Annotated in this window: 11 protein-coding genes, 1 tRNA gene and 1 pseudogene; 8 read left to right on the forward strand and 5 right to left on the reverse strand. The window is 61.0% G+C overall.

What is annotated here, in order from left to right; translation table 11 throughout:
- Positions 1-210 precede the first annotated feature (210 nt).
- A complete protein-coding gene (locus BBBF_RS00935) occupies positions 211-648 on the forward strand; it encodes a TnpV protein (protein WP_013389444.1) in 438 nt (145 codons plus the stop codon).
- A 64-nt stretch (positions 649-712) separates the two neighbouring features.
- Here the strand turns inward: BBBF_RS00935 and BBBF_RS00940 are convergent, their stop codons facing one another.
- The 4 genes and pseudogenes from BBBF_RS00940 to BBBF_RS09440 form a co-directional block, all read right to left on the reverse strand.
- Entirely contained in the window at positions 713-1483 is a 771-nt protein-coding gene (locus BBBF_RS00940; RefSeq protein WP_021975238.1) for a hypothetical protein, read from the reverse strand.
- A gap of 4 nt (positions 1484-1487) precedes the next feature.
- On the reverse strand, positions 1488-2996 hold the full coding sequence (locus BBBF_RS00945) for a tyrosine-type recombinase/integrase (RefSeq protein WP_033510073.1): 1509 nt from the start codon (positions 2994-2996) through the stop codon (positions 1488-1490).
- A gap of 211 nt (positions 2997-3207) precedes the next feature.
- Positions 3208-3295, reverse strand: a tRNA-Ser gene (locus BBBF_RS00950).
- Between the two features lie 152 nt (positions 3296-3447).
- Positions 3448-3618 (reverse strand): annotated as a pseudogene (locus tag BBBF_RS09440) (glycerophosphodiester phosphodiesterase); the annotation flags it as partial.
- Between BBBF_RS09440 and BBBF_RS10685 the strand changes: the two are divergent.
- The 3 genes from BBBF_RS10685 to BBBF_RS00965 all read left to right on the forward strand — a co-directional run bounded on the left by BBBF_RS10685 (position 3607) and on the right by BBBF_RS00965 (position 5637).
- Positions 3607-4257, forward strand: coding sequence for a DUF5011 domain-containing protein (locus BBBF_RS10685; RefSeq protein ID WP_020372718.1), 651 nt, complete (start codon positions 3607-3609; stop codon positions 4255-4257). The pseudogene BBBF_RS09440 and the gene BBBF_RS10685 overlap by 12 nt on opposite strands.
- On the forward strand, positions 4254-4409 hold the full coding sequence (locus BBBF_RS10195) for an LPXTG cell wall anchor domain-containing protein (RefSeq protein WP_020372719.1): 156 nt from the start codon (positions 4254-4256) through the stop codon (positions 4407-4409). The genes BBBF_RS10685 and BBBF_RS10195 overlap by 4 nt, the downstream gene beginning before the upstream one ends.
- A gap of 235 nt (positions 4410-4644) precedes the next feature.
- Complete coding sequence (locus BBBF_RS00965) at positions 4645-5637, forward strand: aldo/keto reductase (RefSeq protein ID WP_017143196.1); 993 nt, start codon at positions 4645-4647, stop codon at positions 5635-5637.
- Positions 5638-6023: 386 nt separating this feature from the next.
- Here BBBF_RS00965 and BBBF_RS00970 read toward each other — a convergent pair whose 3' ends face one another.
- Positions 6024-6311 (reverse strand): type II toxin-antitoxin system TacA family antitoxin, encoded by a 288-nt coding sequence (locus BBBF_RS00970; protein WP_003811585.1) that lies wholly within the window; start codon positions 6309-6311, stop codon positions 6024-6026.
- 204 nt (positions 6312-6515) lie between these two features.
- On the opposite strand from BBBF_RS00970, the gene BBBF_RS00975 reads away from it, so the two are divergent.
- The 4 genes from BBBF_RS00975 to BBBF_RS00990 all read left to right on the forward strand — a co-directional run bounded on the left by BBBF_RS00975 (position 6516) and on the right by BBBF_RS00990 (position 17851).
- Complete coding sequence (locus BBBF_RS00975) at positions 6516-7046, forward strand: MarR family winged helix-turn-helix transcriptional regulator (RefSeq protein WP_003811587.1); 531 nt, start codon at positions 6516-6518, stop codon at positions 7044-7046.
- A 218-nt stretch (positions 7047-7264) separates the two neighbouring features.
- Positions 7265-9148 (forward strand): ABC transporter ATP-binding protein, encoded by a 1884-nt coding sequence (locus tag BBBF_RS00980; RefSeq protein ID WP_003811589.1) that lies wholly within the window; start codon positions 7265-7267, stop codon positions 9146-9148.
- 50 nt (positions 9149-9198) lie between these two features.
- Positions 9199-11139, forward strand: coding sequence for an ABC transporter ATP-binding protein (locus BBBF_RS10690; RefSeq protein ID WP_003811591.1), 1941 nt, complete (start codon positions 9199-9201; stop codon positions 11137-11139).
- Positions 11140-11971: 832 nt separating this feature from the next.
- Complete coding sequence (locus BBBF_RS00990; protein WP_033510071.1) at positions 11972-17851, forward strand: glycosyl hydrolase family 95 catalytic domain-containing protein; 5880 nt, start codon at positions 11972-11974, stop codon at positions 17849-17851.
- Positions 17852-18025 lie beyond the last annotated feature (174 nt).

Here is an 18025-nt window from a genome sequence, read left to right on the forward strand (position 1 = left end):
GTCACCATGTTGTCATACAGGACTGTAAACCACTGACCACACCCAAACGGCTGCCCCTGCGCTACGGGGTGAGCCCTATGACTGTCGATGCGGAAACGATTAAATGGGGAGATTGCCTGGACGCAGTGTCGCGAACCACGCCGCAACCTGTGGTAAAACGTTTCACACAATCCTCCGGCACGGAAAATAATATCGAAGAAAGGAACGACGATGGACGAGATAACATGGACCGACCCGCAGCTCAAGGCGCGCTACGAGAGGAACCTCAAGGCGATGGAGCAGCGCCGGGCGGCGCATCCGGAACTGCTCAACAAGTGGGCGGTGCCGTACAAGGTGTTCACCCGCAGCAGCCTGCACGGGATCCAGAACATGCGCATCAACTGGCTGATGGACAACCATCCGCAGCAGTTCAGGGAGATGATGATGGCCAACGTGCTCGAGGAGCATCTGCGGGACATCGAGAGGCGCACGAGGGAACGCCAGGCACAGATTGTGGACCGGCTGATGGAGTCCAGACACCTGCTCAACCGGACAGACTGCCTGAAGGCAGCACCCCAGATGGCCGACCTGGACCGGCTCAATGGGATGAACGAGGCGCAAGCGGAGTCGATGAGCATGGCAATCCACGAGATTGTGGAAAGCTTCTAAATGCAAACGCAGATGTTCATCTGGGTAGTGTTCCGAAACGGCTCTGTTTGATCGTACCGGTCTTTCAGAGTCTGCGGCTCTTTCCTAGGTGAGGCATGGAGTGAGCTTTATTAACAGACTTCCAATACAGCTCGATATCGCCGCTATAAGCCGCCTTGACATAGCCCGGCATGGTCTTCCTGTCTGCTATGCCGGACTTCAACCAGCGGTTGTACTCGTGGATACACGAGTGCCAATACTTAGTGATTCTGTCCTCATCAACGGATGAGCCCGACTTCGCCAAAGTTCGTTTCAAGGAGCTGTATTGGCTGGTCGCATAGAGATGCGCGGCAATATATGCACCAAGCTTCAGAAAGAACGATGGTGCTTTTTCAACTCCGATGGATTGCCCCCACTCGCGCTCAAAGAGGTCAATGTAGGCTCGCGAGAACATCACATTCCAATCATCAGAGGGACGAATAGACTCAAATAGGGATAGGAAACGAGTGATCTCATCCAATAGCTCATGGCTTTCGTGCCAGAACTGCTTGTCATCATCGTCGTGTTTTTGCCACTCCATATCCTCTTTTTCAACAAGCAGATCGCGAAGCGCGTAGTCATCTATAGCCCCGTCCTTTTCCAACGATTGACGTGCGAATTCACGTACAGAGGGCGGCTCCATCCAACCCCAGCTCCAGAGACGTTGAGGATCGGAGACCGGAATAAAATACCAAGTGACGGTCCGCATCAATAAGTTCGTTTCAATGGGAGCGCTAGTATTCGGACCATCATTCACGATGGTACGAATGGTGCGCTCGGCGCGGCGACGAGTGGTATCAGTGAGTTGCCAGTGCATAAATCTAGGCTTTCTCGGATATATGGGCAAGGATTTTCTTAGCGACGCCGAACGGAAGCACATTCAGAATCGCCGTGCGTACGTCATCCGTCATGGCCTCAAGAAACGCTACCTGGGTATTCAGCGGCATACTCTTCACATACTCGGACATCAGCTTAGGCGTGCTCTCCGCGTCGTCTATTGGCGTCGCCGGCAACTGAGATGTCATCCCTAGCTGTTGCCTCGGTGCATCTTCGTAGACGACCTTCTCGCTGTTCGGGGATCGATGCAGACCGCGTATGTCATGCTCCATGCCTTCGAGAATCTTGGCGTTCTCGCTATCGATTGCATGCTGATAATGCAGATCCGTACTGAGCTGCGTGTGGCCCATAACCTTCATGATTGTCTTGTCGGAGTTGGTGTAGGTCTTCATTACGCTGGCCGCGCGATGCCTTAGATCGTAAAGACGAAGGCCACGTTGTTCAAGACGAGGCACACTGCGACGCGCGTTGTACCAGGCATTGCGCAAGCGTTGATCGTCCACTACGGTATGCGTACGTTCGCCGGTGAACAGGAAGGAGTCGGGCGCGTCGAGAACATAGGTGCGTATGTGTTTGTCAAGGATTCCAGCGAGTGATGCGGGTATCTCTAAATCGCGTACGCTACCACGGGTTTTCGGGCGTCCAATGAGGATATCTCGATGTCCGCCACCCGTCTCGGAATCAGGCACGCGTATAGGCTTAGCGGTTTTGGTGATGTGGATGATGCCGCCAGAGAGATCGTCAGCAAGCACGATATCTTGACGCTGGAGCGCTGTGACCTCGCCGGGGCGCATGCCCATGATTCCTATCAGATAGATGACCGGTGCGAAACGTGGCGTCATGGCTTGATAGAGCGTCTCAAGTTCTTCCGCCGACACATTGCCATAGGCCACGTCCGAGCACGGCTTGCTGACTTCAATCAGTACGGGAGATTTCGTGAGCAGCGTGGTGCCGTCCATATCCAAAGGTGTTTCCACAGCATGATTGAAGATGGCGCGCAAAAGCTCCCACACTTTGCGCTTGATGGCCCCGCCCTCTCCCGCAGCCCCCAGCGGCATGGTGTCAGCCCAGGCCTGAATGTCTTTCGGAGTAATACCGCCCATCAGTTTGTTGCCCAACACGGGAATCAGATAGTCCCGCAGGTACTGTTCGTACTTCTGCTTGGTGGTGATGGCCAGTGGCTCGCCATTTTTCTTGCGGCGGTTCTCCACGAAATTCGCAGCATATTCGCCGAAGGTGACTTGGAAGGCAGCACTCCGATTCGACGCGATGACTGGCGGGATCCATCTTCCATCGTCGATCTCGCTTTTGGCTTCAGACAGCCACGCCTCGGCCATGTGGCGCTGGGGGAAGTTCTTGGTGATGTACTGGGGCAGATTAGGCCATTTCGCGCGCGCTTCGATCGGCGGGCGGTAACGGGCCTCATAATACTTGTGGCCAGTGCTTTTGCTTGTGCGGGCATTGACTGAACCGAAGTTGCGCCTGTTGCCCATGTCGCCTCCAAGAGTGGTAATCGGACAATCCGTGGTAAAAATCCGGTGCATCAGAAAAGTACCACGCTATTTACCACTGATTGTACATGGATAAAAGGCGCTTCACGTGCTTCTGGGGAGATTATGTGAAGGTGGCAGATTGGCTGAAATCGTTGAAATTCCGCCATTTTCGAGAAAGAAAAAGGGCCTTGGTGCGAAGCCAAAACCCTGATGGCGGAGGATACGAGATTCGAACTCGTGAGGCTGTTACACCAACACGCTTTCCAAGCGTGCGCCATAGACCACTAGGCGAATCCTCCATTACGCTGTTTGCCGCGGCCTTTTGGCCTCAACAGACAACTCGAAGAGAATACCACAGACTCGCGGACAAGCAAAACCGTCGCGTGTTGTGCGTGTGTCGCGCTTGGCGGCTCGCGCGTCCGGGATCCCTCCGGCGCTCCGATGCCCGAATTCAGTAATTGTTCGAGCCGGCACCCTCGAAGCGCACGTTGAAGCCGCGCTCGTAGTGCAGGAACATGTCGGCGCCGTAGCGGTCCGCGTCGCGGTGGGTGAACAGCATGCGGATGGCAAATGCGGTCTGCGCGTCGTGCGGCATGGCGCGGAACGCCTTGTGGGCGTTCCATCCCGTCTCGGTGATCGCCTAGTCGGGCACACCTACCAGCTTGTCGGCGTGCAGTCCGGCAAGAACCTGTCCGCCACGGCTTCCGGCGATTCCGCACTGTCCATCGCCGACACGCCCGAGACCCTGACCGACACCAAGAAGCAGGCCTGGAAGTTCACCCAGATCGACCAGTCCGACACCGAGCGCCCCGGCCTCAAGGCCTACGTCATCACCAATACGGACTGCAAGGTGCTCGTCGCCAAGGACGGCACCAACGCCTTCAGCGATGAGTCGGTGGAAGACGCCAAGTCCGACCCCGCGGCCCGGTGGATTTTCGACACGTCCGACGGTGCCACCTACCAGCTGCTCAACGCATCCGCGAAGCAGAACATCAACGTCGACGCGTTCGACCCGAAGGCCGGTGCGGCCGCTTCCGATGAGGAGGACGGCGATCTGACCGACAAGATCCTGGTCGAAGGTTCGGTGAACACCGAGAAGGCCGGTGAATACACGCTGACGTATTCGGTGACCGACTCCGAAGGTGCGTCGTACACGGTCAAGCGTGTCGTGACCGTCAGGGAGAAGTCCGAGCCGATCGAACCGAGCAAGCCGATCGAACCGACCGAACTGACGAAGCCGACTGAGCCGACGACACGGTGAAGCCGAACAAGCCGGATGCCGGCAACAAGCAGCCCGGCCTGTCGAAGACCGGCGCCTCTGTGAGCGGCGTGTTCGGCGCGTTCGCGGCACTGCTCGCGGTCGGTGCCGGCGCGGCGCTTGCCGCCCGCCGTCGGCGCGAGCCCCGGCGCTGAATCAGCGGATCGGCATATGATGCCGGTCGGTCACCTATTCGGTGGCCGGCCGACTTTTTGTTGACTGCCGGGGCCTCACGCGGGAGGTGAAGTCCACCCATCCCGCCAAAGTCCCATTTGAGTGTCTTCGGATGGGACTTTCGCCGGAACAAGTCGAAAGGAACCGGGGCCGGGACTCATGGGCTGGCGCATTGCCAGTCGGCCCTGTGTTCGTGTCGCGTGGGATGATGGTGGCATGGTGACATCGAACATTGTGGAGTTTGCGGGGAAAGCGCGCATGCCGCGCCTCGGCATGGGAACGATGGCGCTCTCTATCGAGGGACGCCCGGACCGGGCGACGGCCATCGGCACGATCCATGCCGCGCTTGACGCCGGAGTGCGTTATCTCGACACCGCATGGTCGTATTATCTGCCAAGCGAACCGGGGCCTGACGGTACAGGCGTGCCGCGTGATTTCGGGTACGGCGAGATGCTGGTTCATGCGGCGCTCGCCAGCTGGAGCGGTCCGCGCGATGAGGTTCTGGTCGCCACGAAGACTGGTTATCGCCGAACGCTGGAAGTGACGAACCGCGACGCGGAAGATCCTCAGCAATCCCCGGGCGACGGCGCGAGCGCATCCGCATCCGAGCGACAGCACCTGCAGGCGGCCGGCAGCCGGTACGGGTGGATGGCCGACTCGCGCCCGGAGACGATGATTCGTGACGCGAAGGAGTCCGCTCTCCGCCTCGGCGTCGACGCGCTCGATTTGTTGTATTCGCATGGCCCTGACCCCGCGGTTCCGTATGAGGATACGGTCGGCGCGCTGAAAACCTTGCTGGATGAGGGCGTGATTCGGTTCGCCGGCATCTCGCGCGTGGACAATGCGCAGATTGACACCGCCCGTGGGATTCTCGGCGACCGTCTGATTGCGGTGCAGAACCAGTTCTCGCCATCGCATCCCGACCCCGAGCATACGATGGGTCACTGCGCCGATCTCGGTCTTGATTTTGTGTGCTGGTCGCCGCTCGGCGGGTTCCTGGACGCATTCGACAGTCATGCGTATGATCCGTTCCGCACGGTCGCAGCGGCCCGCGGCGTCTCGTACCAGCGTGTGGTGCTCGCGTGGGAGCTGACCAGATATGACCGTCTGTTCACCATTCCCAGTGCCCGCAACCCGCATGAGGTCCGGGACTCGTTCGCCGCAGTCAATCTCACGCTCGCCCCTGAGGAGCTGTCTTTACTGCCGTGAATCAACGCTATGAGTCACCGTCATAAATACGGAACAGGCTCGTCGTCAAACGAGCCTGAGATACATGCTGGTGGTTCCGGGAATCGGTTGAAAACCGAAATGCGCATAGAACGCGCGTGCTTTATCGTCGTAAGGTTCCACAATGAGCGCACGTGACCCTAGTGCGCCGCTGACAGATCGTGCTCGCAGTGCCGAATATGCACTCAGCGTGTAGAATCTCGCCGGTTCACCTAACGCAGTGAATGACACGTACGCGACGGCCGTCCCATGCTGGGCCGATGACGGTGCGCGTTGTGCGGCCCACTTGTCGATGAACGGTACTCCACAAGAGAACTTCCCCATTCTCTCTTCCGGGCCGAGCTTGCGCGGACGTTGGAAATGATGGATCATGCCCACTGCGGATCCCTTTCCGTGAGTTTTTCGGCTGCTGGCGGAACCGGCTGATCCAATGCCTGTATGAAATCTTCGAATGCCTGTGATTCCAGATGCAGGACGGTTGCTTCTTCTATATCCTTACGGGCTGATTCCAGGAGATGGCGAGCGGTCCATTGCGTGAGCGTGCTGCCGGTCAGCTCGGCGGCACGCTCGATGAGCTGCCGTTGCGCATCCGTCAGTCGAATGTCAAGCCGGGACGTTTTCTGTTTCGATACCGTTTGCTTCGTTAGTGTCGCCATAGAATGGTTGTACGGAAAAAATGCGTACAGATCAAGTTAGTAGCAGGGGAGTAAGGCGCGGACATATAATCACATACTGTAAATTGTTTACGGTGTGAGATAATATTACAGATGTTTGCACGATGTATATGCCGCTGGAATGTATTGGCGGTACTCCGCGGAGCGCGGTAGTGCGGCAATGGTCGAATCGGAAGGCGGTGCGAAATGGGTTTTGAGCGGGAGGCGCTCAGCGAACTGTACGCCAGCGTGTGGGGCAACCGTTCCAAGATGCAGAAGGAGTTCGCGCGCGGTGCGCATGGCGAGCCATTCATTCTGCACGAGCTCGCACTGCGCGGCACCATGACGCCGTCGCAGCTCGCCAGTTCGCTGAAGGCCAGCTCCGGCCGCATCTCCACAGTGCTTGCCGCTCTGGAGAAAAAAGGGTTGATCACCCGAGACATCGACCCGGACGACCGCCGCATCATCCGCGTGAACCTTACGGATGCCGGGCGAGAGCGGTCCAAGTGCGACTTGGAGGAGATGCGTTCGGCAATCTGTTGGATCTTCTCGCAGATGGGGGAGCGGCGCACGCGCGAGTTCGTTGATCTGCTGTCGGAGTTCTCGACATACATGGCCATCTGCCATCCCGGCGCGCCGCGCCCGACCCCCGATGAGGTGCGGGCCGCGTTCGCCGAGCGTGACAGGCGTGTCGCCGATCATATGCGGACCGAGCGCGCGAAGGCCGGCGAGGAGTAGCTTCTTCCGCCGGCTGCGGATGACGTGGGGGACGGCGTGCGTGCCGTGTCTCTCGTGCGCAGCCAGCGCAAAGCGCGCCATTCACAGCGAATACACAGAATAATGCGTAATATCTTACACTGTAAGTAATCTAACAACAGAAACTAATTCGGGCATCGGATATCGATGCCGCGGCAAATAACGTAACCAATCACCAACAAAACACAAGGGGAAAGCCAATGCTTCGCATCCTGAAATACCTCTCCAAAGCGGAGATCGGTCAGATGCTCATCGCCCTGGTGACCATCGTCGGGCAGGTCTTCTTCGACCTCAAACTGCCCGATTACATGTCAGACATCACCACGCTCGTCGAGACGCCGGGCAGCGCGATGAGCGACATCTGGATCGCCGGCGGCAAGATGCTGCTCATCTCCCTCGGCTCCGTCGCCTGTGCCATCGTCACCGGCTACATCTCCGCACGCGTCGGCTCGTCATTCACCCAGCGCCTGCGCTCGCTCGAATTCCGCAAGGTCGAATCCTATGGCCCCGCCGAAATGAGCAAATTCTCCACCGCGAGCCTCATCACCCGCTCCACCAACGACATCACGCAGATCCAGATGTTCATCACCATCGGCCTGCAGCTCATCGTCAAGTCGCCGATCATGGCCGTATGGGCCATATGCAAGATCGCCGGCGAAGGTTTCGAATGGACTCTCGCCACCGGCATCGCCGTCGTCATCCTGCTCGTCGCCGTCGTCATCATGATGGCCATGGTCATGCCCAAGTTCAAGGCCATGCAGAAGCTCACCGACAACATCAACCTCGTGGCCCGCGAAAACCTCACCGGCCTGCGCGTCGTGCGCGCCTACAACGCCGAGGACTACCAGGAGGCCAAGTTCACCAAGGCCAACAAGGACCTCACCGACACGCAGCTGTTCACCAACCGCGTCATGGCGTTCATGATGCCGCTGATGAACACCGTCCTGAACGGCCTGATGCTCGCCGTCTACTGGATCGGTGCCTATCTGATCGACGCCGCCGGCCTGACGGACAAGCTCAACGTGTTCTCCAACATGGTCGTCTTCTCCAACTACTCCGTGCAGGTCATCATGAGCTTCCTGCTGATGAGCATGGTATTCGTGCTCTGGCCGCGCGCCGACGTGTCCGCGCAACGCGTGCTCGAAGTGTTCGACACCGATCCGATCGTCAAAACCGGCACCAAGACCGCCGCCGACGTGGCGCGTCTGGGCGGCGGGAAAACCGGCACCGTCGAGTTCCGCAATGTGAGCTTCACCTACCCCGGCTCACGCGAGGCGACGCTCGAAGGCATCGACTTCACCGCCGAAAAGGGCCAGACCGTCGCGTTCATCGGCTCCACCGGCTCCGGCAAGTCCAGCCTCATCAACCTCGTGCCGCGCTTCTACGACGTGTCGGCCGGGCAGGTGCTCGTCGACGGTGTGGACGTGCGCGAATACGATCTGAAAGCCCTTCGCGACAAGATCGGATACGTGCCGCAGCAGTCCGTGCTGTTCAAGGGCACGGTCGCATCCAACGTGAGCTACGGCGACGACGTGAACGGGGCAAGCTCCGCGGACGTCGAAATGGCCGACACCTCCACTCCGGCCGGCCGCAAACGCGAAGCCGAACTCATCGCCGCGGGCAAGAGAGCGGAAGGCGCCGCAATGCCGACTGAACAGATGAACCGGGTCAAGGCGGCGGCCGGCGTCGCTCAGGCCACCGAGTTCGTCGAGCGCATGGACGGCACATACACCGCCCCGATCGCACAAGGCGGGTCCAACGTCTCCGGCGGCCAGAAGCAGCGCCTGTCAATCGCGCGCGCCGTCTACCGCCACCCCGAAATCCTGATCTTCGACGACTCGTTCTCCGCGCTCGACTTCAAGACCGACCGCGAAGTTCGCGACGCACTCGCCAAAGAAGCCAAGGGATCCACCAAGCTCATCGTCGCCCAGCGCATCGGCACGATCATGAACGCCGACCGCATCATCGTGCTCGATGACGGCAAGGTCGTCGGCCAAGGCACCCATCAGGAACTGCTCGACACCTGCGATGTCTACCGTCAGATCGCCGAATCCCAGCTCAGTCAGTCGGAACTGACCGCGTGAGATCAATACGGACTTTTAAGGAGTAACAAATGCCAGGACCAAGAGGACCAATGGGCGGCGGCCGCACGGTCGAAAAGCCTGCCAATTTCGGCAACGTGATGGGCAAGCTCGTCCACTACTGCCGCAACTACCTGCCCGTCATCATCATTGCGCTCGTGCTGGGCGCGGCCGGCACGATATGCCAGATCATCGGACCGGACAAGCTCAAGGACATGACCAACGAGATCGTCAAGGGACTGCCGGCCATCGTGAACGGCAAGCCGGTGATGAACTCGGTCGATTTCAACGCCGTCGGCCGCATCGCCTGGCTGCTCGTCGCACTGTACGTCGGCTACGCGGTGCTCAGCTACGTGCAAAGCTGGATGATGGCGAACGTCACCCAGCGCACCGCCCAGCGCCTGCGCGAATCGATCTCGGTCAAAATCAACAAGCTGCCGCTCAAATACTTCGACAAGGTCAGCTACGGCGACGTACTCTCCCGCATCACCAACGACGTCGACGCCATCGGCCAGACGCTCGGCCAGTCCCTCGGCTCGCTCATCACCTCGGCAACGCTGTTCGTTGGCGCGCTCGTCATGATGTTCTACAACAACGTCATCATGACCCTGTGCGCGATCGGCGCGAGCATACTGGGACTCATCATCATGATGGTCATCATGAAATCCTCGCAGAAATACTTCGCCCGCCAGCAGATGGCGCTCGGCGACGTCAACGGCCACATCGAGGAGATGTACGCCGGTCACCTCATCGTCAAGGCGTACAACGGCGAGGCCGACTCAATCCGCCGCTTCGAGAAGTACAACGCCGACCTGTACGAATCCGGCTGGAAATCGCAGTTCCTGTCAGGCCTGATGATGCCGCTGATGAACTTCGTCGGCAACTTCGGCTACGTGATCGTGTGCGTGGTCGGTGCGGCGCTCGCCATGGACGGGAAGATCGAATTCGGCGTGATCGTCGCGTTCATGATGTACATCCGCCTGTTCACCCAGCCGTTGAGCCAGTTTGCGCAGGCGTTCCAGAACCTGCAGCGATGCGCGGCCGCCGCCGAGCGCGTGTTCGGCTTCCTCGAAGAGCCGGAGATGGATGCGGAACCGACCAAGGCCGAACTCGGCGTGGCTGATGCCGCTGCGAGCACGGCACGGACGGACAGCGGCAAGCTGGCGCATCGCGGCACTCGCGCGAATGCCACCGCCGGTATGACGGCTTCGCAGCGTTCGCAGCTGCTCGGCTACGATGCGGCCGGCAACCCCCGGACCGTGCGCGGCGACGTCGAATTCAGTCACGTGCGATTCGGCTATGAGCCCGACAAGCCGATCATCCACGACTTCTCGGCAAGCGTCTCCGCCGGCCAGAAAGTCGCCATCGTCGGTCCGACCGGCGCCGGCAAAACCACCATGGTCAACCTGCTGATGCGCTTCTACGAGATCTCCGGCGGCTCCATCTCCATCGACGGCATCGACACCACTTCCGTGCCGCGCTGGAACGTACACGACCAGTTCTCCATGGTCCTGCAGGATACATGGGTGTTCCGTGGCACCGTGCGCGAAAACATCGCCTACTCCAAGCCCGGCGTCACCGACGAGCAGATCGTCTCCGCATGCAAGGCCGTCGGACTCGACCACTTCGTGCGCTCTCTGCCGCAGGGCTACGACACCGTGCTTGACGACAACACTTCGCTCTCCCAAGGACAGCGCCAGCTGCTCACCATCGCCCGCGCCATGGTGCAGGACGCTCCGATCCTCATCCTTGACGAAGCCACCTCCTCCGTCGACACCCGCACCGAAGAACTCATCCAAAAGGCCATGGATGCGTTGACCGTGGGGCGCACGAGCTTCGTCATCGCGCACCGCCTCTCCACCATCCGCGACGCCGACATGATTCTCGTCATGAACCACGGCGACGTGATCGAGCGCGGTACCCACGAGGAACTGCTCGCGGCGGGAGGGTTTTACGCCGACCTCTACAACAGCCAATTCACACTCACCGATTGATGGGGCGCCCGTTGCGCTCGCTGGATTGATGAGGCTGACAGCCCGGTGAACTTACGCATGGCAGTGCGCCGTGCGTAGGCTCGCCGGGCTGTTTGCTATGTAGGCGAGTGATGGGCGGAGAATTTCCTATATATGGTGCGCGACGGGTTCGGGGACTGTGGTTTGCGTCCCTATGTGCGCACGGTCGTCGTTCCGGCGCGCACATAGCGACGCAAACGGGAGAAGGATTGTTGAGGGCGGATGCGCTGGTGCGGCAGATGGCCGGTGTGCTTCCATAGAACATGATTGTGACGAGAGCAGAGGGGCGTCCGGCGCGTATCACCCTCTCGGTCTGCCACACAATGAGTTTTTCGATGGTTTTTGGGCTGGTGTGGTACGCGGGCATCGGAGGAGTCGTTTCGGGCCGTTGAAAAATGGCGGTTTTGCGGTGCATGTTGTGCCACACCACGTGATGTGAGGGTTCACATTTCATTGTGAGGCAGACTGGCTGGCCACACAATGCGATTTTGATGTGATTTTGCGCTGGTGTGGTACGCGACCGGCTGCGCTGACGACTTGGCCGGCCGATGGCGCGGATGGTGTGCTCCCGCTGTCAGGAGCTGCCGAGCGTAGCGAGGCTGGGGGCGGTCTTCCCGGCGGCCCTGCACCCTGTGATAATAATGCCAAGAATGTTACGTAATTCTGGGAACGGCGGTATCCAGGGACTTTCTGAGAGCTGTGATTCCAATTGAAGACACAAGTCGCCGACGGACTTGATTCTTTTAGTAAACAATGTATATATTAACATGAACCGGCAAAGCTGCTGGCTTCTCTATAGGAGAAAGGACCAAATATGAAACATAGAGCGATGTCATCGCGTCTGATGCCACTGGTGGCGTCCTGCGCGACGGTCGGCATGCTGCTGGCCGGACTACCTGCGTCGGCCGTCGCGGTCGGCACGACGAGAGCGGCAGCGTCCGACGCCTCGTCCTCCACCACAGCAACCATCACCCCCTCCGCCGATACCACGTTGCAGACGTGGACGAGCGAGAAGAATTCCTCAATGGCGTCCAAGCCGTACATCGGCACACTGCAAGGGCCCTCGCAAGGCGTGTTCGGCGAGAAGTTCGAGTCCACGGATGCCGCGGACACCACCGATCTGAAGACCGGCCTGCTGACGTTCGACCTGAGTGCCTACGACCATGCCCCCGATTCCGCAACGTTCGAGATGACGTACCTCGGCTACCGCGGCAACCCGACGGCCACCGACACCGACACCATCAAGGTGACCCCCGTCGACACCACCGTGTGCACCAATAACGCCACAGACTGCGGCGCGAATGTCGCGACCGGCGCGACCAAGCCGAAGTTCAGCATCAACGACTCCTCATTCGTCGCCGAGTCCAAGCCGTTCGAGTACGGTACGACGGTTTACGCGGGCGACGCCATCACCGTGGTTCCCGCCAATACCAAGAAGGTCACCGTAGATGTGACCGAAATCGTGCGCCAGCAGTTCGCCGAAGGCAAGAAGGTCATCACCCTGGCCGTGGGCGAGACCAAGAAGACCGAGGTTCGTTTCGCCAGTTCCGAAGGCACGACGTCCCTGAACGGCGCGACCGCAGACATGGCTCCGAAGCTGACCGTTTCCGTGTCCACCAAGGACGATCTCAAGCCCTCCGCCGACACCACGTTGCAGGCATGGGCCAGCGAGAAGAACGAGAAGAAGAACACTGCGGCCTATGTCGGCGCGCTGCAGCCGGAAGGCGATTACGGCGACTTCGGTGAGAAGTTCAAGTCCACCGACGTCAGTGATGTCACAGACGCCAAGATGGGTCTGATGACGTTCGACCTGTCCGATTACACCGCGGCGCCCGAGCACTCCATCCTCACCTTGACGTATCTGGGCTACGCCGGTGCAGACAAGACCGCCACGGCCACCGATAAGGTCAAGGTGGTCGCTGTTGACACGTCGCGGTGCACCGGCACCGCTCCCTGCGACACCAACAATGCCACGTGGGCGAACCGCCCGGACTTCGAGGTGACCGATACCACGAAGACCGCGACGTCCCATGCGTTCGCTTATGGATCTAAGAAGTATTCCGATGGCATGACCGTCGAATCGGGCAACGCCAAGAAGGTTCTGCTCGACGTGACCGACATCATCAAGGCAGAGTTCGCCAAGTTCAGCGCCGGCGCCACCGAGAAGAAGATCACGCTGGCCCTGGGCGAGCTCAACAAGTCCGACATGCGTTTCGGCAGCAAGGAAGTCACCTCGCTGACCGGCGCCACCGAGGCCATGCAGCCGACCTTGTCCGTCACCAAGAAGCCGAAGGCATACACGCTGAGCATCGAAGGCCCGACCAAGGTCAAGTACCAGAAGGGCGAGGCGTTCGACAAGGCCGGACTCGTGGTCAAGGCCACCAGCACGGCCGACGGCACGGTCAAGACGCTGACCGAAGGCAACGGTGAGGATAACTACACCATCGACACCAGCGCTTTCGATAGTGCCAGCATCGGCGTATACCCTATTACCGTGAAGTACAACAAGGACCCCGAAATCGCCGCTTCGTTCAACGCCTATGTCATCGCCAGTGTTGAGGACGGCGGAGACGGCGACACCAGCAAAGACGACTGGCTGTGGTACAAGCAGCCCGCGTCGCAGACTGACGCCACCGCCACCGCCGGCGGCAATTACGGCAACCCCGACAACAACCGTTGGCAGCAGACCACCTTGCCGTTCGGCAACGGCAAGATCGGCGGCACCGTCTGGGGCGAGGTCAGCCGTGAACGCGTCACCTTCAACGAGGAGACGCTGTGGACCGGCGGCCCCGGATCCTCGACCAGCTACAACGGCGGCAACAACGAGACCAAGGGTCAGAACGGCGCCACGCTGCGCGCGCTCAACAAGCAGCTCGCGAACGGCGCCGAGACGGTCAATCCCGGCAACCTGACCGGCGGCGAGAACGCGGCCGAGCAGGGCAACTACCTGAACTGGGGCGACATCTACCTCGACTACGGGTTCAACGACACGACCGTCACCGAATACCGCCGCGACCTGAACCTGAGCAAGGGCAAGGCCGACGTCACGTTCAAGCATGACGGCGTCACCTACACGCGCGAATACTTCGCGTCGAACCCCGACAATGTCATGGTCGCCCGCCTCACGGCCAGCAAAGCCGGCAAGCTGAACTTCAACGTCAGCATGCCGACCAACACGAACTACTCCAAGACCGGCGAAACCACGACGGTCAAGGGTGACACGCTCACCGTCAAGGGCGCTCTCGGCAACAACGGCCTGCTGTACAACTCGCAGATCAAGGTCGTCCTCGACAACGGTGAGGGCACGCTCTCCGAAGGCTCCGACGGCGCTTCGCTGAAGGTCTCCGACGCGAAGGCGGTCACGCTGTACATCGCCGCCGCGACGGACTACAAGCAGAAGTATCCGTCCTACCGCACCGGCGAAACCGCCGCCGAGGTGAATACCCGCGTCGCCAAGGTCGTGCAGGACGCCGCCAACAAGGGCTACACCGCCGTCAAGAAAGCGCACATCGCCGATCATTCCGCCATCTACGACCGCGTGAAGATCGATTTGGGCCAGTCCGGCCACAGCTCCGACGGCGCCGTCGCCACCGACGCGCTGCTCAAGGCGTACCAGAGGGGCTCCGCAACCACCGCGCAGAAGCGCGAGCTGGAGACGCTGGTGTACAAGTACGGCCGCTACCTGACCATCGGCTCCTCCCGTGAGAACAGTCAGCTGCCCAGCAACCTGCAGGGCATCTGGTCGGTCACCGCGGGCGACAACGCCCACGGCAACACGCCTTGGGGCTCCGACTTCCACATGAACGTGAACCTCCAGATGAACTACTGGCCGACCTATTCGGCCAACATGGGAGAGCTCGCCGAGCCGCTCATCGAGTATGTGGAGGGTCTGGTCAAGCCCGGCCGTGTGACCGCCAAGGTCTACGCGGGCGCGGAGACGACGAACCCCGAGACCACGCCGATCGGCGAGGGCGAGGGCTACATGGCCCACACCGAGAACACCGCCTACGGCTGGACCGCACCCGGTCAATCGTTCTCGTGGGGTTGGAGCCCGGCCGCCGTGCCGTGGATCCTGCAGAACGTGTACGAGGCGTACGAGTACTCCGGCGACCCTGCCCTGCTTGATCGCGTGTACGCGCTGCTCAAGGAGGAATCGCACTTCTACGTCAACTACATGCTGCACAAGGCCGGCTCCAGCTCCGGTGACCGCCTGACCACCGGCGTCGCGTACTCGCCCGAACAGGGCCCGCTGGGCACCGACGGCAACACGTACGAGAGCTCGCTCGTGTGGCAGATGCTCAACGACGCCATCGAGGCGGCCAAGGCCAAGGGAGATCCGGACGGTCTGGTCGGCGATACCACCGACTGCTCGACCGACAACTGGGCCAAGGGCGACAACGGCAATTTCGCCGATGCGAACGCCAACCGTTCCTGGAGCTGCGCCAAGAGCCTGCTCAAGCCGATCGAGGTCGGCAACTCCGGCCAGATCAAGGAATGGTACTTCGAAGGTGCGCTCGGCAAGAAGAAGGATGGATCCGCCATCAGCGGCTACCAGGCGGACAACCAGCACCGTCACATGTCCCACCTGCTTGGACTGTTCCCCGGTGATTTGATCACCATCGACAACTCCGAGTACATGGAGGCGGCCAAGACCTCGCTGAGGTACCGCTGCTTCAAGGGCAACGTGCTGCAGTCCAACACCGGCTGGGCCATTGGCCAGCGCATCAATTCGTGGGCTCGCACCGGCGACGGCAACACCACGTACCAGCTGGTCGAGCTGCAGCTCAAGAACGCGATGTATGCAAACCTGTTCGATTACCATGCGCCGTTCCAGATCGACGGCAACTTCGGCAACACCTCCGGTGTCGACGAAATGCTGCTGCAGTCCAACTCCACCTTCACCGACACCGACGGCAAGAAGTACGTGAACTACACGAACATCCTGCCCGCCCTGCCCGACGCCTGGGCGGACGGCTCGGTGAGCGGCCTCGTGGCCCGCGGCAACTTCACCGTCGGCACGACCTGGAAGAACGGCAAGGCCACCGAAGTCAAGCTGACCTCCAACAAGGGCAAGCAGGCGGCCGTCAAGATCACCGCCGGCGGCGCCCAGAACTACGAGGTCAAGAACGGTGACACCGCCGTGAACGCCAAGGTCGTGACCAACGCGGACGGCGCCTCGCTGCTCGTGTTCGATACCACCGCAGGCACCACGTACACGATCACGAAGAAGGCGAGCGCCAACGTGCCCGTCACCGGCGTGACCGTGACCGGCGCCAACACCGCCACCGCAGGCGACACCGTCACTCTGACGGCGACCGTCGCCCCGGCCAATGCGACCGACAAGTCCGTCACCTGGTCGACCTCCGACGCCGCCGTAGCTACGGTCAACGCCAACGGCGTGGTGACCACGAAGAAGGCCGGCAAGGTGACCATCACCGCCACGTCGAACGGCGACAAGACGAAGTTCGGTTCCATCGAGATCACCGTCTCCGCCGCGACCGTGCCCGTCACCAGCGTCACCGTTGCCGGCGACGCCGCGATGACCGTCGATGGAGAGCAGACCCTGACGGCGACCGTCGCCCCGGCCAATGCGACCGACAAGACGGTCACGTGGAAGTCCTCCGACGCCACTGTGGCGACGGTTGACGCCAACGGCAAGGTCGTCGCGAAGAAGGCCGGCGAAGTGACGATCACCGCCACGGCCGGTGGCGTGTCCGGCACGCTGAAGATCACGGTGAGCGACAAGGCCCCGACCGTCATCCCGGTCCAGTCCGTGACCGTGACAGGCAAGCAGGAGCTCGTCGAAGGCGCCTCCACGACCCTGACGGCGACCGTCGCCCCGGCTGACGCGACCGACAAGACGGTCACGTGGAAGTCGAGCGACGAGTCCGTCGCCACGGTCGACAAGGACGGCGTCGTGACCGCCAAGAAGGCCGGCACGGTGACCATCACCGCCACGGCCGGTGGCGTGTCCGGCACGCTCCACATCACCGTGACGGCCAAGCCCGTCGAGACCGTCCCCGTCACCAGCGTGGAGGTCACCGTCGAGGCCGGCACCACCGTCTCCGTCGGCAAGACACTCCAGGCCACCGCGACCGTCAAGCCCGGCAACGCCACCAACAAGAAGGTGACGTGGAAGTCGAGCGACGAATCCATCGCGACGGTCGACGCCAACGGCGTCATCACCGCGAAGAAGGCCGGCAAGGTCGTCATCACGGCCACCTCGACCGACGGCACGGACAAGTCCGGCAGCGTCGAGATCACCGTCGCGGATGAGACCAAGCCGACGCCCGACCACAAGTCCGTCAAGGCCGATACCGGCGACGTGACCGCCGGCAAGACCGGTACGGTCACCGAGCCGAAGGACGTGGCGGGCTGGAAGAGCCGCTCCATCATCAAGCAAGGCAAGCTCGGCAAGGCCGAAATCGCCGACGGCACGCTCGTGTATGCGGCCGGCGACAAGACCGGTGACGACAGCTTCGTCGTGCAGTACACGATGGCCGACGACACGGTCATCGACGTGACCTACAGCGTCACGGTCAAGGCCGCCGAAACCGGCAAGAACGACGGCGACGGCAAGGGCGACGGTGTCGCGAAGGCCGGCGCCGCCGTCGGCGCGCTCGCCGGCCTCGGCTTGATGCTGCTCGCCGTCGGAGTGAGCGTGGTGATGATTCGCCGCAAGCACTCCGCCTGATCCCCAGTCAGACCGGCCAGTCGTGACCGGTCGGCCTGACTGACTCTTTCTCCACCGTCCCCCGTCGGATAAACCCCGGCGGGGGACGGTGGCTTGTTGCGGCCGGTCTGCCGTCGCGCGCGGTGTGGCCTGCAGCCGGGTGCCGCACGTCACGCTCATGCGCGATACTGGAGA

Source organism: Bifidobacterium bifidum ATCC 29521 = JCM 1255 = DSM 20456, assembly GCF_001025135.1.
In the GTDB taxonomy this organism is placed as follows: Bacteria; Actinomycetota; Actinomycetes; order Actinomycetales; family Bifidobacteriaceae; genus Bifidobacterium; species Bifidobacterium bifidum.